General features: G+C 66.2%; 18 protein-coding genes, 3 tRNA genes and 2 pseudogenes. 8 read left to right on the forward strand and 15 right to left on the reverse strand.

Annotation, left to right across the window (positions count from 1 at the left end):
• Positions 1 to 105: 105 nt before the first annotated feature.
• Positions 106 to 2,577, reverse strand: a complete 2,472-nt coding sequence (gene rnr, locus AB4851_RS27055; protein ID WP_414449540.1) for a ribonuclease R — start codon at positions 2,575 to 2,577, stop codon at positions 106 to 108.
• A 222-nt stretch (positions 2,578 to 2,799) separates the two neighbouring features.
• Between rnr and AB4851_RS27060 the strand changes: the two genes are divergently transcribed.
• Positions 2,800 to 2,886, forward strand: a tRNA-Leu gene (locus AB4851_RS27060).
• A gap of 68 nt (positions 2,887 to 2,954) precedes the next feature.
• Here the strand turns inward: AB4851_RS27060 and AB4851_RS27065 are convergent.
• Together AB4851_RS27065 and AB4851_RS27070 are read right to left on the reverse strand one after the other, a co-directional pair.
• Positions 2,955 to 3,326: a hypothetical protein gene (locus AB4851_RS27065; protein ID WP_414444989.1), complete on the reverse strand. Its 372-nt coding sequence runs from the start codon at positions 3,324 to 3,326 to the stop codon at positions 2,955 to 2,957.
• A gap of 139 nt (positions 3,327 to 3,465) precedes the next feature.
• Complete coding sequence (locus AB4851_RS27070) at positions 3,466 to 4,533, reverse strand: NAD(P)H-dependent flavin oxidoreductase (protein WP_414449541.1); 1,068 nt, start codon at positions 4,531 to 4,533, stop codon at positions 3,466 to 3,468.
• Between the two features lie 236 nt (positions 4,534 to 4,769).
• Between AB4851_RS27070 and AB4851_RS27075 the strand changes: the two genes are divergently transcribed.
• Both AB4851_RS27075 and AB4851_RS27080 read left to right on the forward strand, forming a co-directional pair.
• A tRNA-Leu gene (locus AB4851_RS27075) sits at positions 4,770 to 4,856 on the forward strand.
• Between the two features lie 196 nt (positions 4,857 to 5,052).
• Positions 5,053 to 5,139, forward strand: a tRNA-Leu gene (locus AB4851_RS27080).
• A 67-nt stretch (positions 5,140 to 5,206) separates the two neighbouring features.
• Here AB4851_RS27080 and AB4851_RS27085 read toward each other — a convergent pair.
• A pseudogene (locus tag AB4851_RS27085) lies at positions 5,207 to 6,816 on the reverse strand (SulP family inorganic anion transporter).
• 142 nt (positions 6,817 to 6,958) lie between these two features.
• Positions 6,959 to 7,585: a ParB-like protein gene (locus AB4851_RS27090; RefSeq protein WP_414449542.1), complete on the reverse strand. Its 627-nt coding sequence runs from the start codon at positions 7,583 to 7,585 to the stop codon at positions 6,959 to 6,961.
• A gap of 341 nt (positions 7,586 to 7,926) precedes the next feature.
• Between AB4851_RS27090 and AB4851_RS27095 the strand changes: the two genes are divergently transcribed.
• From AB4851_RS27095 to hfq, 5 genes are all read left to right on the forward strand, one after another.
• Positions 7,927 to 9,147: an MFS transporter gene (locus tag AB4851_RS27095; protein WP_414444985.1), complete on the forward strand. Its 1,221-nt coding sequence runs from the start codon at positions 7,927 to 7,929 to the stop codon at positions 9,145 to 9,147.
• A gap of 213 nt (positions 9,148 to 9,360) precedes the next feature.
• Positions 9,361 to 10,158, forward strand: coding sequence for a TetR/AcrR family transcriptional regulator (locus AB4851_RS27100; protein WP_414449543.1), 798 nt, complete (start codon positions 9,361 to 9,363; stop codon positions 10,156 to 10,158).
• A gap of 105 nt (positions 10,159 to 10,263) precedes the next feature.
• Positions 10,264 to 12,018 carry an AMP-binding protein gene (locus AB4851_RS27105; RefSeq protein ID WP_414449544.1) on the forward strand — a complete coding sequence of 585 codons (1,755 nt, stop codon included), beginning with the start codon at positions 10,264 to 10,266 and terminating at the stop codon, positions 12,016 to 12,018.
• Positions 12,019 to 12,050: 32 nt separating this feature from the next.
• The gene (locus tag AB4851_RS27110) at positions 12,051 to 12,980 is read left to right on the forward strand and encodes a DUF1571 domain-containing protein (protein ID WP_414449545.1); all 930 of its coding nucleotides are present in this window, start codon (positions 12,051 to 12,053) and stop codon (positions 12,978 to 12,980) included.
• Between the two features lie 318 nt (positions 12,981 to 13,298).
• On the forward strand, positions 13,299 to 13,868 hold the full coding sequence (gene hfq, locus AB4851_RS27115; protein ID WP_414449546.1) for an RNA chaperone Hfq: 570 nt from the start codon (positions 13,299 to 13,301) through the stop codon (positions 13,866 to 13,868).
• Between the two features lie 56 nt (positions 13,869 to 13,924).
• Here the strand turns inward: hfq and AB4851_RS27120 are convergent, their stop codons facing one another.
• From AB4851_RS27120 to AB4851_RS27165, 10 genes and pseudogenes are all read right to left on the reverse strand, one after another.
• Positions 13,925 to 14,653 (reverse strand): DUF2968 domain-containing protein, encoded by a 729-nt coding sequence (locus tag AB4851_RS27120; protein WP_414451961.1) that lies wholly within the window; start codon positions 14,651 to 14,653, stop codon positions 13,925 to 13,927.
• A gap of 49 nt (positions 14,654 to 14,702) precedes the next feature.
• Positions 14,703 to 16,100, reverse strand: a complete 1,398-nt coding sequence (locus AB4851_RS27125; protein ID WP_414444980.1) for a sigma 54-interacting transcriptional regulator — start codon at positions 16,098 to 16,100, stop codon at positions 14,703 to 14,705.
• Between the two features lie 19 nt (positions 16,101 to 16,119).
• Entirely contained in the window at positions 16,120 to 17,973 is a 1,854-nt protein-coding gene (locus AB4851_RS27130; RefSeq protein WP_414449547.1) for a TadG family pilus assembly protein, read from the reverse strand.
• A 14-nt stretch (positions 17,974 to 17,987) separates the two neighbouring features.
• A complete protein-coding gene (locus tag AB4851_RS27135; RefSeq protein WP_414449548.1) occupies positions 17,988 to 18,590 on the reverse strand; it encodes a DUF3613 domain-containing protein in 603 nt (200 codons plus the stop codon).
• 23 nt (positions 18,591 to 18,613) lie between these two features.
• Positions 18,614 to 19,465: a pilus assembly protein gene (locus tag AB4851_RS27140; RefSeq protein WP_414449549.1), complete on the reverse strand. Its 852-nt coding sequence runs from the start codon at positions 19,463 to 19,465 to the stop codon at positions 18,614 to 18,616.
• A gap of 28 nt (positions 19,466 to 19,493) precedes the next feature.
• Positions 19,494 to 20,483 carry a type II secretion system F family protein gene (locus tag AB4851_RS27145; RefSeq protein WP_414449550.1) on the reverse strand — a complete coding sequence of 330 codons (990 nt, stop codon included), beginning with the start codon at positions 20,481 to 20,483 and terminating at the stop codon, positions 19,494 to 19,496.
• A gap of 8 nt (positions 20,484 to 20,491) precedes the next feature.
• Complete coding sequence (locus AB4851_RS27150) at positions 20,492 to 21,484, reverse strand: type II secretion system F family protein (protein ID WP_414444975.1); 993 nt, start codon at positions 21,482 to 21,484, stop codon at positions 20,492 to 20,494.
• Positions 21,477 to 22,820, reverse strand: coding sequence for a CpaF family protein (locus AB4851_RS27155; RefSeq protein ID WP_414444974.1), 1,344 nt, complete (start codon positions 22,818 to 22,820; stop codon positions 21,477 to 21,479). Before AB4851_RS27155 ends, AB4851_RS27150 begins: the two co-directional genes overlap by 8 nt.
• Positions 22,821 to 22,825: 5 nt before the next feature.
• Positions 22,826 to 24,094, reverse strand: coding sequence for a fimbrial protein (locus tag AB4851_RS27160; protein ID WP_414449551.1), 1,269 nt, complete (start codon positions 24,092 to 24,094; stop codon positions 22,826 to 22,828).
• 75 nt (positions 24,095 to 24,169) lie between these two features.
• A pseudogene (locus AB4851_RS27165) lies at positions 24,170 to 25,228 on the reverse strand (type II and III secretion system protein family protein); the annotation flags it as partial.
• Positions 25,229 to 25,246 lie beyond the last annotated feature (18 nt).

A 25,246-nucleotide genomic window follows, 5' to 3' on the forward strand; every position in this document is an offset into this window, starting at 1 on the left:
AATGGTAAAACGCAAGCGCCGCGTGACGGGCCTGGCGGCCTGACAACGCGGCGTCTTCAATGCATCGAATGCACGGGCCGGCGCCTTGTGACGCCGGCCGCGGCATCAATATTTCTTGCGCGGGCGCGCCTTCTTGGCGGCCGACTTGGCCGGTGCACCGCCCTTCTTCTTGGCGGTGGGATGTGCGCCATTCGCGTCCTTCGCAGCCGGTGCCGGTGCGGTAGCCACCGACTTCTGGCGGCGCGACGGCGGCGGTGCATCGTCGTCGCTCGTGATACCGGGCATCGCACGCACGCGCGCACCGTTACGCTCACCGGCCGGACCAGGACCCGCGCCACGCACGGTTTTCACCGGCGTGTCGCGCACCAGGCGGAAGTCGATCTTGCGCGCATCGAGATCGACGCGGCTGACCTGCACACGCACACGATCCGACAGGCGATAGCGAATGCCGGTACGCTCGCCGCGCAGCTCGTTCTTGATCTCGTCGTACTGGAAGTAGTCGGAACCGAGCTCGGTCACATGCACCAGCCCTTCGATGAACAGCGTGTCGAGCTGCACGAAGATGCCGAACGGCGTCACGCCGTTGACCATGCCGCCGTATTCCTCGCCGAGCTTGTCGCGCATGAAATAGCACTTGAGCCAGGCTTCGACGTCGCGCGAGGCTTCGTCGGCGCGCCGCTCGTTGGCCGAGCAGTGCAGGCCGAGTTCGTCCCAGATCGCGGTGTTGGTGCGCACGCGGTTACGGATCGCATCGTCGTCCTTCTGCATCGCGCGGGCGCGCGGCGAGATGGCCGTGTTCAGCTCGACGCCGTCGGGCGCCTTCGGCGTGTACTTCTGCCCCGACAGGATCGCGTAGATCGCGCGGTGCGTAAGCAGATCGGGATAGCGGCGGATCGGGCTCGTGAAGTGCGCGTAGGCATCGTAGGCCAGGCCGAAGTGACCGATGTTGTCCGGGCTGTAGACGGCCTGCTGCATCGAGCGCAGCAGCATCGGTTGCAGCATCTGCGCATCGGGCCGCTCGCGGATCTTCGCCATCAGCGCCGCGTAATCGCTGGCGTGAGGGGTGTCACCGCCGCCGAGCGTCAGGCCCATGCCGCGCAGGAACGAACGCAGGTTCTCGAGCTTCTCGGCGGTCGGGCCCGCGTGAATGCGGTACAGGCCCGGCTGCTTGTGACGCTTCATGAAATCGGCCGCGCACACGTTGGCGGCCAGCATGCATTCCTCGATCAGCTTGTGCGCATCGTTGCGCTGACGCGGCAGGATCTGCTCGATCTTGCCCTGCGCATTGCAGACGATGTAGGTCTCGGTGGTGTCGAAATCGATCGCGCCACGCTTCTGGCGCGCCGCGAACAGCGCCTTGAACACGCCGTACAGATCCTGCAGATGCGGCAGGATGTCGGCGCGGCGTGCCGCCTCCGGCCCCTTGGTGTTGCCGAGCACGGCCGCGACCTCGGTGTAGGTCAGGCGCGCCGCCGAATGAATCACGGCCGGATAGAACTGATAGCCCTTCACCTCGCCGCGCGACGTGACGACCATGTCGCACACCAGCGTGCAGCGGTCGACCGCCGGGTTCAGCGAGCACAGGCCGTTCGACAGCTTCTCGGGCAACATCGGGATCACGCGGCGCGGGAAGTACACCGACGTGCTGCGCTGGAGCGCATCGACGTCGAGCGCATCGCCCGGCTTCACGTAGTGCGAAACGTCGGCGATCGCGACGATCAGGCGGTAGCCATCGCCACGGCCGACCTTCATCGGCTCGCAATACACGGCATCGTCGAAGTCGCGCGCGTCTTCGCCGTCGATCGTGACGAGCGGCACGTCGCGCAGATCCACGCGATAGCGCAGGTCGATCGGGCGCACCTTGTCGGGCAGCGCGGCCGCTGCCGCCACGGCCGCCGGGCTGAATTCGTGCGGCACGCCGTATTTGCGCACCGCGATTTCGATTTCCATGCCCGGATCGTCAATATCGCCGAGCACTTCGGTCACGCGGCCGACCGGCTGCGAGTGACGACTCGGGAAATCGGTCAACTCGACCACCACCACCTGGCCGACCTTGGCCTTCTTGGTGTTCTGCGTGATCAGGATGTCGTGGCCGATGCGCTTGTCTTCGGGCGCGACGATCAACGCGCCGTTCTCGTTGAGCAGGCGGCCGATCACGCGCTTGTTGGCGCGATCGGTGACTTCCACCACGTGCCCTTCCGGGCGGCCGCGGCGGTCGTAGCCGACGATGCGCGCCAGCACGCGATCGCTGTGCATGACCTTCTGCATCTCGCCGCTCGGCAGGAACAGATCGTCCTGGCCGTCGTCGCGAATCAGGAAGCCATAGCCATCGCGATGGCCCTGCACGCGGCCGGCCACGAAATTCGACGGATGGGTGAGTTGGTAATGGCCGCTCTTGTCGAGCCGGATCTGGCCGTCGCGTTCCATGGCGGCAACGCGCCTGAAGAAGCCCTCACGCTCCTGGCGCTTGATCGACAGCGCCTCGGCGATGTCGTTCGCGACCAGCGGCGCATCGCTCGTGCGCAGCACGCCGAGGATTTCTTCACGGCTCGGAATGGGATACGGATACTTGCTCAAGGGCTTGTCGATGGTTGTTCTCGTTGCGTGGACTTACCTGTCCGGTTCGAACGATCGGACGCCAGGTTGCGAGTCATTCTATCACTCGACACGGCACCAATAACCGCGAAGCGCCGCGCATCGGCCATGAGCAGGCCGTCACGCGCCACGATGCAAAAAGCTGTTGACATGATTTATCGACCTGCTATGATTGCGGTCTTGCTTGATGCAGAAGCAACTTGTGCCCAGGTGGCGGAATTGGTAGACGCACTAGGTTCAGGTCCTAGCGGTGGCAACATCGTGGAGGTTCGAGTCCTCTCCTGGGCACCACAAGTTTTTGAAAAGCCGGCCTCGTGCCGGCTTTTTTCATTTCTGCGCGCAGGCACACCCGTCGCGCGTCAGCTCTCCCCGTTCAGCACCGACAAATCCGCATGCCCGTCGCACGTGATGCGTGCGACATAAGTGGCGCGCGTACCGTCGTTGTCGGTATGCCGCAGCAGGATCGTCCAGATCTGGCTGTGTTCGTCCCAGATCGCGCCAGGCAGCAATTCGAACGTCTTGTCCTTGTCCGCGCCGGCCTTGAAATAATTGACCAGCACCTGACGCTGCGAATCGACCGAGCCCGGCTGGCACGAACCGGCCGCCAGTGGGTGACGATCCGAGAAATCGGATGCGAGCTGCAGCGCGACCACCACGGCAGCGACCGTCGCGGCGACGGCGGCAACCCGCCTCACGAACCTGAACGGACGGCGCTCAACAGCCTGTTCCATGAAAGCTCCCGGAGAGGGCGACGGGGCACGCCACGAGGCACACCATCGCTTCGATGAACTGTCATCGAAACTTACGTGACGCGCATGCCGACCGTCAACCCGGCCGGCCCGACGTAACGAGGCCGTTCCTGCCGCGACGTCATGCGCTCGCCAAGCCCACAAGATAACGCGTCAACGCGGCCGACGACATTTCGCGCGCCAGCCGCGCCGCCTGCCCCGACCACATATTGCTGAAATCGGCGCAGCCGGTTTTTTCCGTCACGGCACGCAGCGGCATCAGCGCACCGCCCGCAGTCGGGAACGCCGGCGCGAGCTCCGACAACGGCCCGATCTCGCGCATCAGGCGATTGACGATGCCGCGTGCCGGACGCCCCGTGAACAGGTTGGTCAGCGCCGTTTCGTCCTCGCCGGCCGTGCGCAGCGCCTCGCGATGAAACGCGCTGACCTTCGCTTCGGGCGTCAGCAGATAAGCCGTGCCGACCTGCGCGGCCGAGGCGCCCAATGCGAACGCGGCCCGCACGCCGCGCGGGTCGGCGATACCGCCGGCCGCGATCACGGGCACCGGCACCGCATCGACGACTTGCGGCACCAAGGCCAGCGTACCCACTTGCGTGCTCATCTCGCTCGACAGGAAATTGCCGCGATGCCCGCCCGCCTCGTAGCCCATCGCGATCACCGCATCCACGCCGCGCTCGGCCAGCCAGCGCGCTTCCTTGACGGTGGTGGCCGACGCGATCACGCGTGCGCCGGTGCGCTTCACACGTTCGAGCAGCGCGGGCGCGGGCAACCCGAAATGGAAGCTGACGACTTCGGGGCGATAAGCCTCGACCACCTCGCAATACGCCGCATTGAACGGCGCGCGGTTCGACGACGGCACCGGATCGGCCGGATCGATCCCGAGTTCGACGTAGTAACGTGCGAGCGCCGCGCGCCAGGCGGCCTGCCCGGCCGGGTCCGGCGCGGGATCGACGTGTACGAAGAAATTGACGTTGATCGGCTTGCGCGTGGCGCTGCGAATCTGCGCCAGCGCCGCCGTCATCTGCTCGACCGACAGCATCGCGCACGGCAGCGAACCGAGTCCGCCTGCCTCGCTGACGGCGATCACCATCTCGGGCGTGGACGCCCCCGCCATCGGCGCCTGGACGATCGGCAGTTCGATGCCGAACAGGTCGAGAATTCTTCGGTCCTGGTCGTGACCGTTGCTCATGATTCGGCTCTCCATTCGGGGTGCAATTGATGGCATGGCCGGCCGTGAGACACAGGTGCGCCGTCACGCCCGGATGCCCGATGTTGCACGCCATCGTACCGTAGCGCGGGCCGCCGCAGCGGGAATCGGCACGGCGCCGTCCCCAACCCTGCGCCACCACTGGAATCGCAAAAATTGTTGACATGCTGCTCTGGCACGCTATAATCGCGTTCTTGCTTGATGCAGAAGCAGCTTGTGCCCAGGTGGCGGAATTGGTAGACGCACTAGGTTCAGGTCCTAGCGGTGGCAACATCGTGGAGGTTCGAGTCCTCTCCTGGGCACCACAAGTTTTGAAAAGCCGGCCTCGCGCCGGCTTTTTTCATTCCCGGTCGGGAGGGAGCGCATGGCCTCTCCCACCGATCGCGGTGCAAGCATGACCCATGCGTCGATGACAGAAATGAGTTCTGTCCCGAAAAAAGAGTTGACAGGGTGGCCGCGCCCTTTATAATTGCGGTCTTGCTTGATGCAGAAGCAACTTGTGCCCAGGTGGCGGAATTGGTAGACGCACTAGGTTCAGGTCCTAGCGGTGGCAACATCGTGGAGGTTCGAGTCCTCTCCTGGGCACCACAAGTTTTGAAAAGCCGGCCTCGCGCCGGCTTTTTTCATTTCCGGGCCAGCCCGAGCCGAGCCCCGCTCATCCGAGCCGGGCCACCGCATCATCCACGCTCAACTCCGACAGCGCCTCTTCCCGCAAGTCGTCATCACACGCTCGCCGCAACACCGTCAGCACGTCCGGTTTCAATCTCACCAGCATGAGCCGCCAGCCACGCGCCTCGCATTCGGCCGCGAACGTCTTCAGCGACTCGACGGCCGTGCCGTCCAGATTCGGCGATTCTTCCAGGCTCAATACCACCACCTTCGCGCTTCCGGCCGCGGCAAGCTGACGGACGCGCCCCAGCACGCGCTCGGCATTCGCGAAAAACAACGGCCCTTCCGGCCGCACGATCAGCATCCCCCCACTCGCGTGGCATCGCGATGAATCGCAACATCGACAAAATCGCGGCTGTCGCGCAAACGCCCCAGCTCACTGAGCTTCGGCTCGGACAAGCGGCGCACCGTCAGCAGCAGGCTCGCGGCAATCGACGCGAGCAGCCCGTTCAACACGCCGAGCACGAGCACCGCGAGAATCGCGGCGATCACCAGCAGGCGGTCGCGGTGCCAGCGCCAATACGGCCGGAACACGGCCGGATGCAGCGAATGACTAACCGCGAAGATCACGATCGCGGCCAACACCGGCTCGGGCGTGCGCGCCAGTTGCGGCAGCAGCAGCCAGACGATCAGCCCGATCACGACGGCCGCGCACGCCCCCGCCAGCCGGCTTTGCGCACCGGCCGCCTCGTTGGCCGAACTGGCCGAATAGCCGGCGCCGACCGGCATCCCGTGCAGCAGCCCCGAGATCAGGTTCGCGCAGCCGAGCGCCATCAGATCGCGATTCGGCGACACGGCGTCGCCATGCTTGAGCGCGAAGCTGCGGATCGAGCCATACGATTCGGCGTAAAGGATCAACATCAGCGCAACGCCCAACTCGACCGTCTGGCTCCAGGCGGCCCGATCAAGCGCGGGCAGGCCGAACGTCACATGCGCCAAGTCGATCCGCCCGACCACGGCGATGCCATAGGCCGACCAATCGATGCCGTAGCCGGCCGCAATACCGAGCACGATCACGATCAGCGTGGCCGGCGCGCGCGAGCGGCTGCCAAGTGCAAACAGCAAGGCCAGCGCAACGGCGCCGAGCGTCACGCTGGCGGGATTCGCATGCGGCAAACCGCGCAGCAGATCGACGAAGACATGCGGCGTATCGCTGTGATGCATCGGCACGACCAGGATCTTCGGCAGTTGCTTGATGACGATCGTCAGCGCCAGCCCGAACGTGAAACCGCGCAGCACGGGCCGCGCGATGAAATCCGACATGCCGCCGAGCCGGGCCGCGCCCGCGATCAGGAACAGCACGCCGGTGGTTGCGACCATCGCGGCGGCCAGCGCCAGTTGCGCGGCCGGCGATGCACCGGTTTCGGACAACACGGTAGCCGCCAGCACCGCAGCCGACGACGATGTGGACGACACGATCGCGAACCGGCTGCTGCCGAGAGCCGCATACACCACCAGCCCCACCAGCAATGCGATCAACCCGGCCTGCGGCGGCAGATTCGCGAGCCCCGCATACGCCACCGCCTCCGGAATCAGCAAGCCGGCGATCGACAGCCCGGCCAGCGCATCGCGCCAGCTTCGCTCGCCGCGCGGCATGGCCGGCGCGCCCAGCGAAGCGAAGTGGGCCGCGCCGCCCGGCGCCGCTTCCGGCACCGGCTGCGCAGGCGACGGCGTGCTCGCCGCGAGGTTAGCGGCGGCCTCGGGCCGGGCCGGCGGCGCTTGACGCTCCTCGCTCATCTCACGGCCTCGGCGTGTACACGCCGGACCAACCCGGCAGATAGCGCGCGTCCGGGGCATGCGCATGCGCCAGCGCTTCGTCGAGCGCCTTCGCGAAATGCTTGCGGATCCGCTGCGCCGGGATTTTCGTGCGCAGATAGTCGGCCCACAAGAATTCACTGAACGGCGTGGTGTCCTTCGCGTAGCCGCCCGACGTACGCAATTCGCCGGCGAGGCTGCGATACGGATCGTCGCTGAGGCCGGTCAGCGCGCCCGGCAGGCGGTCGTAGCCGTGACGCGCCCCGTCCGGGCCGAACGGATGCACCCACTGGTTGTGCTCCATCATCCGCCAGAAGATCGTGTCGTCGAGCCAGGAGAGATCCTTCAACAACATCGCCTTCACGTCGCGCACGTCTTCTTCCAGCAACGCCCGGCCCAGGTGATGGTGATCGACGATATACAGCGCATTGCCCGGCCCGAGCACGGCCGGAAACCAGTGCAGTTCGATCGAATCGCGCCGCACCTTCTTGCCGAGCGACTGCCAGTGTTTGCGCTTCGCCTCGACCTCGCGAAACCCGACGGTCATCTGGGTCGGCTTCAGCGCATCGAGTTTGGCGGGAATCAGATGGACATCGGTGCCCAGCGCCATGATCGGTCTCCAATAACGAATCACCGCCACGATACCGTCGCGCGCGACGCCTGTGCGTACGACATTGTGAGCAATCATGAATCGGTCGACGCCGATTCACGAATCAATATTGTAAATATCGAAATCCGAGGCATTCGATTTCAATACATTTCTTTCATTCAGCATTCTGATTCCGCAATATTCTGATTTCGAACGTTAATTCATCTAGGGATTAATCCGGAGCCCGGAACAAAACGGAACGCGATCGCAATTGCCCGGCGTACACTGAATTGCCGTCCGCGCCCCGCGCCAGCCGGGCGACCGCGACAGCCGTGGCGCAGACGACCAAGGAGGCCTGCCTCATGAGCTGGACCCGGGAACAAAGAAACGTAACGATCGCCGCCTATCTCGGCTGGACGCTTGATGCGTTCGATTTCTTCTTGATGGTATTCGTACTGAAAGATATCGCGGCGGAATTCAATACAAAAATCCCGGCTGTCGCTTTCGCCATCACGCTTACGCTCGCCATGCGCCCGCTCGGCGCGTTGATTTTCGGCCGGATTGCCGATCGTTTCGGCCGTCGTCCGACGCTGATGATCAATATCGCCTGTTATTCGATTCTCGAACTGGCCTCCGGCTTCGCGCCGAGCCTGATGGCCCTGATCGTGCTGCGCGCGCTGTTTGGCGTGGCGATGGGCGGCGAATGGGGCGTCGGCTCTGCGCTGACGATGGAAACCGTGCCGGCGAAATCACGCGGCATCGTGTCCGGGCTGCTGCAGGCCGGCTACCCGAGCGGCTATCTGCTGGCCTCGATCGTGTTCGGCCTGTTCTACCAGTACATCGGCTGGCGCGGCATGTTCATGATCGGCGTGCTGCCCGCGCTGCTGGTGGTCTACGTCCGCGCGCAGGTGCCGGAATCGCCGGCCTGGAAGCAGATGGAGAAACGTCCGCGCCCGAGCCTCGTCGCCACGCTCAAGCAGAACTGGAAGCTGTCGGTCTACGCCGTGGTGCTGATGACGGCGTTCAACTTCTTTTCGCACGGCACGCAGGATCTCTACCCGACGTTCCTGCGCGAACAGCATCACTTCGATCCGCACACGGTGTCGTGGATCACGATCGTGCTCAACATCGGCGCGATCGTCGGCGGCCTTGCCTTCGGTTCGATCTCCGAAAAGATCGGCCGCCGCCGCGCGATCTTCATCGCCTCGCTGATCGCGCTGCCGGTGCTGCCGCTGTGGGCCTTCTCGAGCGGCCCGATCGCCCTCGCGGCCGGCGCGTTCCTGATGCAGATTTCGGTACAGGGTGCGTGGGGCGTGATCCCCGTGCATTTGAACGAGATCTCGCCCGACGAAATTCGCGCGACGTTCCCCGGCTTCATCTATCAGCTCGGCAACCTGCTCGCATCGGGCAACGCCGCGATGCAGGCGCAGATCGCGATCGACAACGGCAACAACTACGGCCACGCGCTCGCCCTGGTCGGCGGCACCGTCGCGGTGGTGATCGCCGTGCTGATCCTGTTCAGCCGCGAACGGCGCGGCATCGACATGACGCAAAGCGCCGCGCAAGTCGCGGCGAGCCACTAAGCCTCGCCCGCAGTGCATCATCGCGGGAAGCGCGACGCATCGCGCTTCCCGCCCGGCGATGCTGCATTCGCACATCGCCTCTAGAGGAATCTGCCCACACACAACGCTTGCCGCCTCCCTCCGCACTTTTTATCGTTACGAAAAAACGCTCGTTTCAATTGGAGATTTGAATCGTTCGTTCGTAATGCGAAACAGCGATCAACGGAGGCGTACATGGCGGTTCGTCAGGCCAGCCGGCAACCCGGCGGCACGAAGGCGCGCATACTCGACGCGGCAGAAGATCTGTTCGTCGAACATGGTTTCGAAGCGATGTCGATGCGTCAGATCACGTCGCGCGCCGCGGTCAATCTCGCTGCGGTCAACTATCACTTCGGCAGCAAGGAAGCCCTGATCCACGCGATGCTGTCGCGTCGCCTCGATCAGCTCAACGACGAACGGCTGCGCATCCTCGATCGCTTCGAGGCCCAGCTCGGCAACTCGATCACCTGTGAGCACGTGCTCGGCGCGATGTTCATCCCGGCCTTGCAGGCGTCGCGCGACCCGCAGCGCGGCGGCCGCGCGTTCCTGCGGCTGATCGGCCGTGCCTACACCGATCCCTCCACGTTCGTGCGCAGCTTTCTGGCCGCGCATTACGCCAGCGTCGCGGGCCGCTTCTTCGATGCGTTTCAGCGCGCGCTGCCGCAACTGCCGCGCAACGAACTCGGCTGGCGGCTGCACTACGCGATCGGCGCACTGTCCGGCGCGCTCGCCGGCGCCGAAACCGACAGCCTGCTCGACGACTTCTCACAGGGCCGCACGATGAACGACGTGCAGATGATCGCGCGGCTGTCGTCGTTGATCGTCGCCGCACTGAAGGCGCCGATGCCCGATGCGTCGCAGATGTCGATTTTCGCAGCGGTGCTCGACGACGCACAACGCGGCATGAGCCTCGGGCCGGGCGGCGGCGAGTTGTCCGTCGGGCCGTTCGGCGCTTCGGCCGGCACCCAGCTTCACGCGCGACACCCGCGCTGACGCGCCGCGCGGCGCATTGCCCCGCTTCATCAGCAACACGCGCGAACACGCGTGGGCCGGCGGCTTCCCGGCCGATACCGATTACAACGACTCTGGAGACATGCGATGAACGCCCTTGCGGCCCAACTCGGCGCGCCGGCGCCGAACACCGACGGCATCTGGTTTCCGTCGTATCCGCGCGGTGTGCCGCACGAGATCGACCTCACGCAATACGCCTCGCTCGACGACTACTTCGACGAGTGCACCACACGCTTCGCCGATCGGGTCGCCTACATCAGCGCCGGTTCACGCCTGACCTACGCCGCACTCGCGCGCAAGGCCAATGCCTTCGCCGCGTACCTGCAACGCGACCTCGGCGTGAAGCCCGGCGACCGCGTCGCGATCATGCTGCCGAACTCGTTCCAGTATCCCGTCACATTGTTCGGGGTACTGAAGGCCGGCGCGATCGTCGTCAACGTCAATCCGCTCTACACGGCGCGCGAACTCGCGCATCAGCTCAAGGACAGCGGCGCGGAAACCATCGTCGTATTCGAGAATTTCGCGCGCACGCTCGAAGAGGCGCTGCCCGAAACCCGCGTGCGCAACGTGGTGGTCACGGCGCTCGGCGACCTGCTCGGCGAGGGCTTCAACGCCAAGGGCCGGCTCGTCAATTTCGTGCTGAAGCGCGTCAAGAAGCTGGTGCCGGCCTATCGCCTGCCTCAGGCGGTACGGCTGCGCGCGGCGCTCGCGAAAGGGGCCGCCGCGCCGGCGAAGCCGGTGCCGCTCACGCGCGACGATCTCGCCTTCCTGCAATACACGGGCGGCACCACCGGCGTCGCGAAGGGCGCGATGCTCACGCACGGCAACCTGATCGCCAACCTGCTGCAGGCAAAGGCCTGGATCGCCGACCAGGTGTCGGGCGACATCGAAACGGTGCTGACGCCGCTGCCGCTGTATCACATCTATTCGCTGACGGTGAACGCGTTGATCTTCATGGGCCTCGGCGGGCGCAACATCCTGATCGCCAACCCGCGCGACACCACCATGATGATGAAGATCCTGCGCAAGGAAACCTTCACCGGCATCACCGGCATCAACACGCTTTACAACGCGTTTCTCGACAACGCAGAATTCCGCGCGCGCGATTTCTCGCAGCTCAAGCTCGCGATGGCTGGCGGCATGGCGATGCAGCGCGCCGTGGCCGATCGTTTCAAGGAGGTGACGGGCTGCCCGATCGTCGAAGGCTACGGGCTGACCGAATGCTCGCCGATCGTGACGATGAACCCGGTCGACCTCCACGACATGCACGATTTCAGCGGCTCGATCGGCATTCCGGCGCCATCGACGCTGGTGCGCATGCGACTCGAGGACGGCACCTGGGCCGGCATCGGCGAAGCCGGCGAGCTGTGCGTGCGCGGCCCGCAGGTGATGCGCGGCTACTGGCTGCGCCCCGACGAAACGGCCAAGGTGCTCGACGACGACGGCTGGCTCGCGACCGGGGACATCGGCGTGATGGACGAGCGCGGCTTCGTGCGGCTCATCGATCGCAAGAAGGACATGATTCTGGTGTCCGGCTTCAACGTCTATCCGAACGAGATCGAGGAAGTGCTGGTGATGCACCCGGGCATCAGCGAGGCCGCCGCGATCGGCATACCCGACGCCACGCACGGCGAACGGATCAAGGCGTTCGTGGTGCGGCGCGATGCTTCGCTGACCGTGGACGAGGTGCTCGCGCACTGCCGCAAGAACCTGACCGGCTACAAGATGCCGAAGGCGATCGAGTTCCGCGACGCGCTGCCGCAGACCAACGTCGGCAAGATCCTGCGCCGCGCATTGCGCGACGAGGAGCTCGCGAAGCTCAAGCCAGCCGCGCCGCACTGAATCGGCACCCGCATCCACGAGAGGAGATCTGCATGCCGTCGAGCCTGCCCCTGCGCCGCATCCGTGGCGTCGCACTGCCTTGCGCCCTGTCGGTTGCCCTTGCCGCCGCCATGGTGGTACTCGCCGTTCCTGCCAGTGCGCAAAACGCGTCGAACACGGCCGCCACTGCGGCGGCGCTGCCGCCCGAACTGGCGCGGGTCGTCCAACAGCCGATGGCGCAGCAGGCGGCGTGGCTGAAAACGGCCGCGCGCGACGGCGCGCTAGACAAGCTCGACGATGCGACGCTCACCGCCCTGTTCACGGCGCTCGACCCGATGACGGTGCCGGCGTATATCGCGGCCGGCCCGAACGGCTATCCGTCTTACGAATTCACGATGACGCGCCAGGAGCGGATCGGCACTTCGTGGGCCAGCCGCCCCGATCACATGCTCGTCAGGATCACGCGCGAGCCGCTGCGGGTCTATGCGAAGTGGCTGCCCGACGGCCCGCATTCGGGCCAGGAAGCGATCTACGACGAGACCAAGCGCAAGGACGAGATGTACGGCCATCTGGGCGGGCTGCTCGGCAAGATCCCGTTGTGGACGTCGCTGACGGGCGTGCTGGCACGCGCGCAGTCGAACCACACGATCCGCGATCTCGGCACCGAATACATCACGGGGCTGTATCTGAGCGAGGGCAGGAAATACGAGGCGGCCGGCGTAAGTCGCCCGACCCACGTGGAGGCAAAGACGATCGATGGCGTGCGCGTGGTCGCGCTGACTTACGAAACGCCGACCGGCCGGCCTCAGTTCTACGCGAAAAAAGAGACGCTCGGCCTCGACCTGCGCCATCCCTACTTCCGGACCGTCGAATCCTATGACAACGACGGTACCCTCTTCGAACGAATCGTATTCGAGAAGATCGCGCCGAAAAGCTTCGACGACAGCACGTTCGACCCAAAGAACCCCGATTACCAATACTGAGCGCCAGCGGCCCGGTCGCAAGGCGCGACCGTTGGCCGCGCCCGTCGCGCCAATCCTGCCTCGCCGCCCCCGCGACCTCATCGCAAGCCGGTTCGGCGATCGCAAAGCCCCGTCGTTATCCTGTCCAGGCAACCTGCCTCGGCCATCCAGCCAAATCGCCCTCGACCGCTGCAAGGTCTATAGTGGGTAACGGTTAGACACAAACGCGCCCGCACGTATCTCAATTGAACAGGGTAGAATCCCGCTCAAGCGCTTCGCCAGATAGCGCGGTGCATCCAAGCAAAACCCTCATCTGACGCCGGCTCAAGCCGCTTCTCAATGGCCAATCCTGCAGAATCCCATCCGCAAAACGACTTCATCAACGCAGCGCGCAAAGAGCGCAAGCGCGTAGAAATTTATCTCGTCAACGGCATTCGGCTGACGGGCTGTATCGAGTCGTTCGACCAGTACCTGGTGATGCTGCGCACGCCCGTCGGTTTGCAAGGCATCTACAAACGCGCGATCTCGACGATCCAGCTCGACATGGGCGGTTCGCGCCCTGGCGGCGGCGGTCGCAGCGGCCCCCGCACCGGTGGTGGCGGTCACGGTGGCGGCCGACCGCCCCGCGAAGGCGGTGGTCATAGCCCCTACGGCTCGCACGGCGGCCAGCGCGAATCGCGTGGCGAAGGCCGCGAAGGCTACCCGCCGCGCGAACACCGCGAACCGCGCGAGCCTCGCGATTACAACGCCCCGCGCGAATACAGCGCCCCCCGCGGCGATTACCCGCGCGAATCGCATGAAGGCGTGTCCACGCCGACCGAGCGCAGCAGCAGCCCAACCGTCATCGTCACGCGCCGTCGGCGCCCGCTTGGCCCCACGGGCGGCGGCAGTAGCGGCAGCGGCGAGTAAACGCAAAACGGGCAAGCCTCTCGGCTTGCCCGTTTCTCATCCGGCCCGCAAAAACCTTACTGGTTGCCCGGCAATCCGGCGTCGGCCTGACGCTGCAAGGCACGCACCTGCGTCTGCAACTGGCGCAGTTGAGCTTGCAATGCATCACGTTGCGACTGCAAGGATGCCGCTTCGCTGCGCGTCGCCTTCTGGCGATTGTTGACCGCTACCTGCTGCTCGCGAGCGATCGTCAAATCGGCCTGCAGGCGGTTCGCTCGATCCTGCACCACGGCGATCTGCTTGTCCGTTTGCGACTTCTGCGCTTCGAGGCGAGCGGCCTGCAGTTCCGTGGCGGACAGCGATTCGGCCTGCTTTGAAAAATCGCGAAACACGGCTTCGGCACGTGCCTCGTTCGTCGTCTTGAGCACACGCCAAAACGCCTTTTGCTGGAACAAGGCAACGTAGTACGTCGAATCCTTGATGCTGAACAGCAGGCTGGCGCCGTAACTGCCGTTGTACGCCGTACGCATTTCGGTCAGCGAATGGGCCTGGATCTGCTGTTGCAGCTCGTCAACCGTGCTTTGCGTGGTGCCGTCGGTGGCGGGCGAAGCTTGTTGCGCGCCAGCCGAGGTAGGCGGCAATGCGCTCGACGCGGCCGGCGCCGAGTTCACCACGCCGCCGCGCGACGACGCAACGGGGGCGGCGTCGTCACTGCCCGCCAAGCCCTGCGCCTGTACGACCTGAAGCCCCCCTACTACCCACAACCCAGCAACAAATGCGCGCCCCAAAACCCGTTTATGGCTCATGTAGAGAATCCTGCACAGATTAGTTGTATTTCTAACCACAATTTTCGCATTATCCCTCACTTTCACGCGCTTCGGGCTCTTCGTCGAAAATCTGGTATTTCCGCATCTTTTCCCACAACACTTTTCGGCTGATCCCGAGGTGCTGGGCGGTATCCTGGCGGCGCCAGCCGTTCGCGTCAAGCGCAGCAATCACTCTGTTGCGCTCGCTCATATCCCACTTGCTGCGGTCGACGTACACCTCCGCCGCACTCTCGGCCGGCACCGGCTGCGCCGCACGCGCGTGGGCCACCAGGCGCTGCAGTCGCGCCGCATCCCAGGCACCGGTCTGGCGCACGGTTACGCCCACCCGTTCGGCCAGGTTGCGCAACTCGCGCACATTCCCAGGGAAATAAGTATCGGCCACCGCGTCGGCCAGCCAGTAAGGCAGATCGGGCAACGCGGCGAGGCGGCTCTCGCCCACCACTTCGGCCACGAACGACTTGAACAGCGCGATCTTGTCGACCGCGCCGCGCTCCTCCAGCGACGGAATGCTGATCTCGATCACGGCGAGCCGGTAATACAAGTCGGCGCGGAACGCGCCCTCTTTCACGAGTTGCGGCAGCTTCTTGTTGCTGGCCGCGACGAGCCGGAAATCGACCTTCAGCGGCGCCACCGCGCCGACCCGCAGCACCGTGCCGTCTTCCAGCACGCGCAGCAGCTTGACCTGCTGATAGAGCGGCAAGTCGCCGACTTCGTCGAGGAACAGCGTGCCGCCCGCCGCCTGCTCGAAATAGCCCTTGTGCGCCACCACCGCGCCCGTGAACGACCCTTTTGCATGGCCGAAGAACAGCGATTCGAACAGCCCGTCCGGAATCGCGCCGCAGTTGACGGGCACGAATTCGCCGTGGCGGTAGCGCGAATGCTTTTCGTGCAGCAACTGGGCGATGCGCTCCTTGCCGACGCCGGTTTCGCCGTGCAACAACACGTTGGTGTCGCAATCGGCAAAGGTGTCGACCTCCTGCAGCAGCGCATGCATCGGCTCGGAATGCGCGACCAGCATGGCCGGCGCGGAGGTTTGCGCCGCATGCGCGCGTAGCTGCGCGACCAGCTTCGACACCAGCCCGCGCAGCTCGGCGCAGGTGAAGTCGAGCGGCAGGATGTGGGAATACTCGGGCGGATACGAGGCCGCATCGGTACCGCCGCCGCGCGCTGCGCCCACCCACACCACCGGCATGCCGATATTGGCCTGCCATTCGCTGAGAAAGGCCGCGCCGCTCTCGATCATGCTGACGCTGATGATCGCCAGCGACGGGCGCGCCGCCGCGCGTTCGGACGACAGCACCACGTTGTCGGCGCGGATCACCTCCACGTCGAAGCTGGCCATGCAACGCGCGACACGGTCGACGATGTCCGCCTTGCCCTCCCAGACGTAGAGGTCGAGCCCCTCGATTGCAGGTGAATTTCTCATCGGATACCAGTCAATGCGTTCAGTAGACCGTTTGCGACACGCCGCAGGTCAGCGACATATGGTGGACGGTGGCCGCGCCCACCTGCACACCCAGCAGGTTCAGCAGCGGAACAATAATGGCGTCGAGCGATTGCAGGATCGGGCCGAGCAGCGAGGTGACGAGGCTCAGTAGTTGCGAGATGAGGCCCGTCGGCAGCGGCAGCTGCAGCCCGGCCAGCGTGAGCGAGACGTTGATACTGGACGCCGACAGTTGCGACAGCGCGCTGGCCAAGAGCGAGCCGAGCGCATTCGAGTTCGAGGTCCAGTAATCGGCGTCGGTGCCGACGTTGCCGGGGAACACATGCTGTTGCGACGCGCCGTTCGCCTGCACGGAGACATTCTTGATGCTCGCGTTCACATTCACCAGACCGAGCCCGAGCGGCGCGATGTTGACGTTGGCCAGCGACGCGGGTGCGCTGCAACTGTACGTCGACGACAAGCTGATCAAGCCCTTGCTGTTGAGCGGCGGGGTGCCGATGCAAAGATTGGCGATGCCCGGCGTGGCGGTGATCGTCGCGGTGCTGGTGGCGAGCGTCGAACCGCAATTTGTCGCGTTGAGCACGGCCTTGCCGGTGCCGACCTGCAGATACAGCGGCAGGCCGATATTGACGCCGATCCCGAGAATATTGACCGACGCGAGATTGACCACCAGGTACAGGCCCACCGCCGCCGTCGACGCCGTAGTGCGCCACGTACCCGTTGCCGGATTGATGCCGCCCTCGCCGATGCCGATCGACGGCGGGCTGATGATCTGCACCTGCAACTGCGTGCCGGTCAAGCCGCCCAGGTTCACCGACGGCACGTTGACAGCCACCGCGTTGTTCGAATTGGCGACCTCGGCACCCACCATGATCAGGTCGAGCAGGTTGACGGTGGCAGAGGCAGCCGATTGCGTGTCGGCCAGCGCGACGTTCAGCAGGCCGTTCGCGCCACCGAGGTTGACATTGCCGCCGTTCACGTTCGCCTTGACCAGCGCCTGGAGCGCGCCGAGGCTGGCCTGCAGGTTCGCGTTGGCGACGCTGGTCTGCTGGGCGGCATTGGCCACGAGGCTCAGGAACTGCGACAGCGACAACTTCAGCGCCAGCAACTGGCTGATGGTGCCGACGCCGGCCGCGGCGGCCAGGTCGGCGAGCCGCACGTTGGTACAGGCCAGCGCCTGATACGACACGAGGCTCAGGTTCAGCCCCGACGCCGATCCGAGCAGCCCGCTCAACAAGCCGTTGACGAGCCCCGGATTCGCGCTCGACGAAGCCGGCGTGCCCGAGCAACTGGTGCCGCCGAGCTGCGCAAGCGTCGCGCCGACCGAGAACACGTCGATCGCCGTGGCACGCGCCGTGGAGCTGGCCTGCACGAGACGGGACGGCCCGAGAAAGAAGTACGGCACCGTGCGCGTCACCTTCACCTGCACGGCATTCCATTGGCGCGCGTTGACGTCGCCGGACGAGCCGGCGTTCGCGCCGGCCGAGTAATAGCTCGGGCCGGCATAGGAGGTCGGGTCCCAACGCCCGCAGTTGACCGTGATGGTGTCGCCCTTGCCGGCATTCAGGCCGTTGTTGGTGGCGCTCAGCGTGGCCACGCCCGGCGACATCGAGCAGGTGTTGTCCACCCGCTGCACGCCCGCCATGGCGGCCATGTCGGCGATCCGCTGCATGTCGCGGCGCTGGAAGAACACGTTGCCGATATCGAGCATGCCGAGGATCGCAATGGCCGCCGTCATGAAGATGAGCGTCATCGTCGCGAACGCGCCACGTTCCCGGCGCCGGCCGGCGAGCGCGCCGTCCATCGTGCCGGATCCGGCCTGGCGGCCGGGACGACGGGATTGAGTGGATCTCATGGCGACCTCGACGATTATTGCGACTGCCCGCTGCCGAACGACGAACCGCCGCCACTGCTTCCCTGAGCAGCCTGCGACGAACCGAACCAGGCCGGAATCGGTGTACCGAACGAATTCAGGTAGCGCTGATACGCGTAGGACGCCGCCGCCCCTTCGAACGGGTGCGGGTTATCGGACGCGGCGCGATTGCTGCGCTGCAGTTCGAGCCAGGCCTCCGTGCTCGAACCGATATCCGAGGCGCGGGTCGAGGTGCGCGGTGGCTTGGCGGGCGGCTCGGCTGCCACAACCGGTGCAGGCGGCGGGGGTGCCGGCGCGATCACAGGTTGCGGCGGCGGCTGCAACGTGGCTTGCGGCGGCGGTTGTTGCGGCGCGACCGCCGGCAGCGCCTGCGGCGCGGCTTGCACCTGTTGCACGGCAGGCTGGGCCGCCGGCACTTGCAGTTGCGAATCGGGCATCGGCAGCAATTGCTGCTGCAACTGGGCCAAGGCCGGGTCGGCAGGCTGTTGCGCCAGCGCGGCCGGCGCGCCGAACGCGGCGGCGCATGCCACCGCCAGCGCGGCGAGCACGGGAGCAGCCCGCCATGCGTCCGCCTGGGGGCGGGTGAGGATCTGTCGCATCGTCGGCTCCGTAGCTATCGTCGTCATTTTTGTGAGAATCGTTGCAGCAGCGGCGCGGCCAGATCGAAGCCGTCGTTGCTGGCGATCGGCTGGCCGGTATCGCGGCGCACGGCGTTCTGCGCGAGCGTCGGCCCGGGCGGCACCACCGTCAGTTGGCGCGTGCGCTGCGCGGCCGTCACGCGCGCCGCGTCGTCGCGGATCTCGGCGCGCACCTGCGGCGTCATCTTCTGCTGGTCCATCAGCCCGCTCGCCTCGTCCAGATGCCCGGTGGCGACGAGGAACAGCGCGACGTTGCCGAACGTCTTCGGGTTCTTCTGGTCGAGTTCGGCGGCCTTCATCAGCGGCACGCGCGCCGCGGCCAGATCGCCCGCGCGCATGCGCGCGTAGGCAAGATCGGACAGCATCGAGGCATCGGTCGGCGCCAGCTCGCTCGCCTGCGTCAGCAGCCCGGCAGCGCGCGGGAAATCACCGCGCGCGCCGGCGATCAGGCCGAGGCCACGATAGGCCCGGGACGCGGCCGGCGTGTTCAGCAATTGCGTATAGACCTGCTCGCTCGCTTCGTACTGCGAGGTCGCGCGCAACGCATCGGCGCGCAGCAGCCTGGTGTCGGGCGTCGAGCCGTACTGCTTCTCGTACTGGTCGATATGCGCCAGCGACGCGTAATACAGCCCCTGCTGCTGCATCCGGTCGATCAGGCCCAGATACATGCCCGGCGTGTCCGGCGGATCGGTCTTGTCGGCGGCGGCCTGCATCATCGCGGCCCGCTCGGCCTGCGCGCCGACGCCGTAGTTGGAATCCTTGAACAGCGAGCAGCCGCTGGTCAGCAGCGCCACCAGCAGGCCCGCCAGCGCGATGCGCCCTTGGGTTCGTTTCATTGTGCTTGGCTCCTTGGCCGTATGGCGCTCAATGCCGCATGCTCGCCAACGCGCTGACGACCGTCATGATGCCGGGGCCGGCCGTCACGATCAGCAGCGCGGGCAGCAGCGTCACCACCATCACGCCCGTCATTTTCACCGTCAACCGGCCGATCCGCTCGCGCAGCGTGGCGCGCCGGCCTTCGCGCAGCCGGTCGCCGAACAGCCGCAACGGCTCCTGCACCGCGCCGCCATGCTTGTCCACCTGAATCAGCAACTGCACGATGGACCGCAAGTCCTCGTTGTCGAAGCTGTGCGTCAGGCGCGCCAGCGATTGCTCACGGGTGCGGCCGGCCGCGAATTGGCGCTGGGCCACGCTCAACTCCCACGACAGCACCGGCAGCATGGTCCGGAAATCGTTCGAAATGACCTGCATGCTCTGGTCGAGCGACAGGCCCACGCCTTGCAACAGGCGCAGCATGTCGACGAACAGCGGCATTTCCTCGCCCACGCTTTCGCGGCGCGCGCCCGCGCGGCGGCGCACGTAGATCTTCGGCAGCATGTAGCCGGCGGCCACCGCGAAGAACATCACGCCCATCCAGGTCGACGCCGACTTATGAAAAACGAACGGCAGCGACACCAGCACCAGCACCACCACGCCGACGATCCGCGCCATCAGGAACAGGCCGCGCGAGCGCACATCGGCATAGCCGCATTGATCGAGCATCGCGCGATCTTCGTCGGCCACCAGTTGCTTGCCAAGGCCGGTGTCGAGCCAGCGAATGCCGACCCGTTCGATATGCGCGCGCCACGCCACGAACCCCGTCAGCGAAGGCGCGGCGGCCAGTTTCGGATCGGGTGAACCGCTCGCGCGCTCGGCCGCGGCGCGGCCGGCGGCCACGCGCTGATCGAGCGCCTTCGCCAATACGCGGTCGCTGCGCTGCGCGAGCAGCATGCGCACGATCGCCACCCCGGCGAGCAGCAGCACCCCGAACGCGCCGAGCAACAGCGCCAAGGCCCCCAGACGATTTGCATCCATGTCGCCCCCTACCTGAGCCGCGCCATTCGATACAGCAGGAACACCCCCAACGCCTGCAGCGCGAAGGCCACGTACAACACAAGGCGCCCCGTATCGTTCATCCACATCGAGGTGAAGTATTTCGGGTTGGTCGCGATCACGAAGCTGCCGACGGCGATCGGCAACGAGCCCAACACCCAGGTGGACAACCGCGTTTCCGCCGACATCGCGCGCAGCTCGCGCTCGGCCGCCTCGAAGTCGCGCATGAACGTCGCCATGCGCTCCAGCATCACATCGGCACGGCCGCCGTATTTCACCGACAGGCGCAGCACCGAGCCGACCAGTTCGAATTCGCGTATCCGGTATTGCTTCGCGATATGCACCATCGCGCGATCGACCTCGACGCCCGTGCGCAACATGCGCGACACCTGGTCGAGACAGAGCCGCAGCGGCATTTCGGTAGTGCCGAGCGCACCCTGAAACGCGGCCGGTACGCTGTTGCCGAGCGTGACGAGACGCACCATGCCGTCGAGAAACGACGGCAGTTGTCGCACGATCTTCAGGCGGCGTACCGAAATCCGCCGCACCACCCACAACACGATCAACACCAGGCCGCCAAGCAGCGCCGCGAAGAACGCCACCCAACCGCCGCTCGCGCTGGCCAGCAGCGCGAGCATCACGACCACCGCCACCATCACGAGCAGCAGCGTACGCACTTCGTCCAGGCCGCCGCGATCGCTGATGCCGCGCAGCGCCTCGCCGACCTTCGCACGCCACCCCGCGATGCCTTGCTGCGGCGTGGACGCGCGCGCGGCCTGTTGCTGCCCGGCCGTCGCGCGCGACGGCGCGGCCGATGGCCGAGGCGCCGCGGCCACACCAGCCTTCGCCACGTCGAGCCGGCTGTCGAAGAAGCGCCGTGTGCTGGCGCTCTGCTCGCGCACCTGGCTGCCGCGCCACAGCCAGACGCCGGCAGCCGCCAGGATCAGTGCGAACGACAGCGACCAGAGCACGCCGCTAGACATTGAAGCCTCCGTTACGGCCGAAACCGTCGGCGCCGCCCATGTTGCCGATCAGCACGTTGCGGAACCGCGCGAGCTTCGGCGAATGCGGGTGAATGCCGAGCGATTCCCAATGATCGATTTCCTCGCCCTCGGGCGTGACGCGCGCCTCGTAGCGATACAGCTCCTGGGTCGCGACGATGTTGTCGGCCATGCCCGTCACTTCGGTGATCGACAGAATCCGGCGGCGTCCGTTGGACAGGCGGCCGATCTGCACGATGAAATCGATCGCGTTGGCGATCTGGCGGCGCAGGCTCGATTCGGTGCCTTGAAAGCCCGCGAAGCCCGCCAGCATTTCGAGGCGATACAGGCATTCGCGCGGCGAGCTTGCGTGGATCGTGCCCATCGAGCCGTCGTGGCCGGTGTTCATCGCCTGCAGCATTTCGAGCACTTCGCCGCCGCGCACTTCGCCGACGATGATCCGATCCGGCCGCATCCGCAGCGTGTTGCGCAGCAAGTCGCGGATCGACACCACGCCGGTGCCGTCGAAGCTGCCGGGGCGGCTTTCGAGGCGCACCACGTGCGGGTGGTTCAACGACAGTTCGGCCGTGTCCTCGATCGTCACGACGCGTTCGGTCTCGGGGATGTAGAACGCCAGCGCGTTCAGCAGCGAGGTCTTGCCCGAACTCGTGCCACCCGACACCAGGACGTTGCAGCGTCCCTGCACGGCCGCTTCCAGCAACGTGGCGATCTCGTCGTTGAACGTGCCGTTCTCGAGCAGGTCGGACGGCTTGAGCGGGTCCTTGCGGAATTTCCGGATCGATACCACCGGCCCTTCCAGCGACAGCGGCTCGATCACGACGTTGACGCGGCCGCCGTCGGGCAGGCGCGCATCGACCATCGGATTCGATTCGTCGAGCCGGCGGCCGACCGGCGCGAGGATGCGGCGCACGATGCGCAGCAAGTGCGCGTTGTCGGTGAAGCGGATCGGCAGCTTGGCGAGAATCCCGCGGCGCGACACGTAGATGTCGTTGTAGCCGTTGATCAGGATGTCCTCGACGAGCGGGTCGGCCAGCAGGTCCTCGATCGGCCCGAAGCCGGCCAGCTCCTTGGTCAGCGCCTCGCCGATCTCGCGCACCTCGCTTTCGTTGAGCGGAATCCGGCGCAGGCGCACGAAGCTGTCGATCTCGAGATCGACGAACTGGTTGATCGCCTGGCGCGACCAGCGGCCGAACTCCGAGCCGAGCTCCTCGATCCGGGTCAGCAGATGCTCGTGCGCCGCGTTCTTGATGTCGTGGAACTGCTGCGTTTGGGAAAACGGCGCGGCGCCGTCGGCAAATTGGATGTCGTCGTGTGCCATCTCGCTTACGACCGCTTCGTGGAGGATTGAATGAAACGCTTCAGCGCCGCGAGGCCGCTCGCCGGCGGCGCGACTGCCTCGCCGGACGCCGTGCCTGCCGCGCCCATGGTGCCCGCGGCGCTCGCCGTCAGGCGCTCGATCAGCCCGTCGAGCGCCTTCACGTACGGATCGCGCTCGGCCGCCTCGACGATCAGCTTGCCCTGGTTCGCCGCATGCCCGATCGCGACGCGACGCGATGGCAGCGTCGCCGCGAGCGGCACGTCGAGCCGCTCGGCGATCTGCGCCGGCAGCAGGCCGATCCCCGCGTCGTATTGATTGACGACCAGCTTGACGCGCTCGGTATTGACGCCCTTCTCGCGCAGATCGCCCAACAATTCGACGGCCGACACGACCGACGCGATGCCCTGATCGCAGACAAGCCAGACCTCGTCGCTCAACGACACGATCTGCGAGATGAACTCGCGATTCGTGAAGCCGCCGAGATCGACGACCTGCTGATCGACGAACGCACGCAGCCGGTTGAACAGGCCCGCGCAGGCGGCCGCCGACACCTCGCGCAGATCGGCGAGATTCGGCGGCAGCGTGGTCAGCGCCACGCCGCTCGTGTGATGCGCGAAGGCGGTATTGACGAACGTGCGGTCGAAGCGGCGCAGGTTGCGCACGGCCTCGACGAAATGCAGCTCGCAGCGCGTGTTGAGGAACAGCGCGCCGTCGCCGGCCGGCAAGCCGAGATCGACCAGCGCGGTGCGGCGGTTCTGCGCCGCCACCTTGCGCTGCAGCAGCACCGAGAGATTCGTCGCCAGCGTGCTGACGCCCATCCCCGCGCGCGCACCGAGCAGCGTCAGCACCTTGCCGTGCCGGCTGGTCGGTTCGCCGAGGTTGTCGAGCAGCCCGCGCGTGACGCGCAGCGCCTCTTCCGCCGGCGCCGACAGATCCACGAAATCGCGCACCCCGGCACGCAGCGCCGACAGCGCGCTCTCGGGCTCGGTCAAGGTGCCGAGCGCGATCACGGGCAGGCCCGGATACGCCGTGCGCACGGCCGACACCGCCGTGCTCGCGGCCGCGTGGTCGCCGGCGAAATCGATAAAGACGAGCGCCGGATTCAGGCCGCCGATCCGCTGGATCAGCACCGCCGCGTCGAGCGGCGACGCCTCGACCGCGCCGGTGGACACGAGCGTCTGCCCGAGCCACCTGACGTGCTCGCCGCGCGCCGAGGCGCAGATGAAATGATCGGTGACGGCAGGCTCAGCCAACGATTGCGTTCTCGCGTTCATGTTGAACACTCCCCGTAAAACGGTGCGCGAACGTGCACCGCATCCGGCCGTTCACATCCCCCACCTCCGGCGCGCTCATTTCGAGAACCCCGGAGCCGCATCCGGCACCAGCATGCCGCCCAGAAACGACCGCCAGACCGGCCCGTCGCGCTGCTCCGAGCGTTCGCCGGGCGTGGCCGGCAACGCCGCGCCGGCCGCGATCGGCGACACCAGATGCGGCGTCACGATGATCATCAGTTCCTTGTCGTTCTGCTGGTAGCTCAGACTCTTGAAGAAGGCGCCGATGATCGGCAGATCACCGAGGAACGGCACCTTGCTCACATTCGACGTCGTTTCGCGATCGATCAGGCCGCCGATCACGTAGCTTTCGCCGTCGCCGAGTTCGACCGTGGTGTCCGCGCGACGGGTGGTCAGCGCCGGCACCGTAATGCTGTCGATCGTGATGGCATGCAGGAAATCGAGCTGGCTCGCTTCCGGCGCCACCTTCAGCGCGATCCGGTTCGGACCGAGCACGGTCGGCGTGACCGTCAGCCCGATACCGTAAGGCTTCCATTCGATCGAGATGGTGCCGAGCGACTGCGGCACCGGCACCGGAATCTCGCCGCCGGCCAGGAAGTTCGCGCTCTGGCCCGACAGGGCGACCAGCGTGGGCTGCGCGAGAATCCGGGCCAGGTTGTTCTGCTCCATGACCGAGAGGTTGCCCGCCAGGCCGCGCGAGGTCGAGCCCACCACCAGGTTGAACGCCGCCGTGATCGGCGAGGCCGCCGTGACGGCCAGGCCCGACGACGGGCTGTAGTTCATGGTCTGCAGCGAGCTCGGCGCGAACGAGCCGAACGAGAAGCCGTTGTTCGACTTGAACAGGTTCAGGCCCGCTTCCTTGATCGCCGCGCGGCTGAATTCCACCACCCGCACGTCGACCTGCACCACGTTCTTGCCGCTGATCGTCGACGCGTCGACCACCTGCGGGCCGCTGCCCGCCGCCACGCCGCCGCCTGCTCCGCCACCGGCTCCCGAGCCACCCCGCGATGCGCCGCTGCCACGGCCCGCGCCGCCCGCAGCGCCGCCCTGCCCGGCTGCACCTTGCCGCTGCGCCGCAGCCCGCGCGGCCGCTGCCGCGTTCGCCACATCCACCGCGCGCTGGTGCGCTTCGAG

The organism is Burkholderia sp. 22PA0099, assembly GCF_047497165.1.
Classification (GTDB): domain Bacteria; phylum Pseudomonadota; class Gammaproteobacteria; order Burkholderiales; family Burkholderiaceae; genus Burkholderia.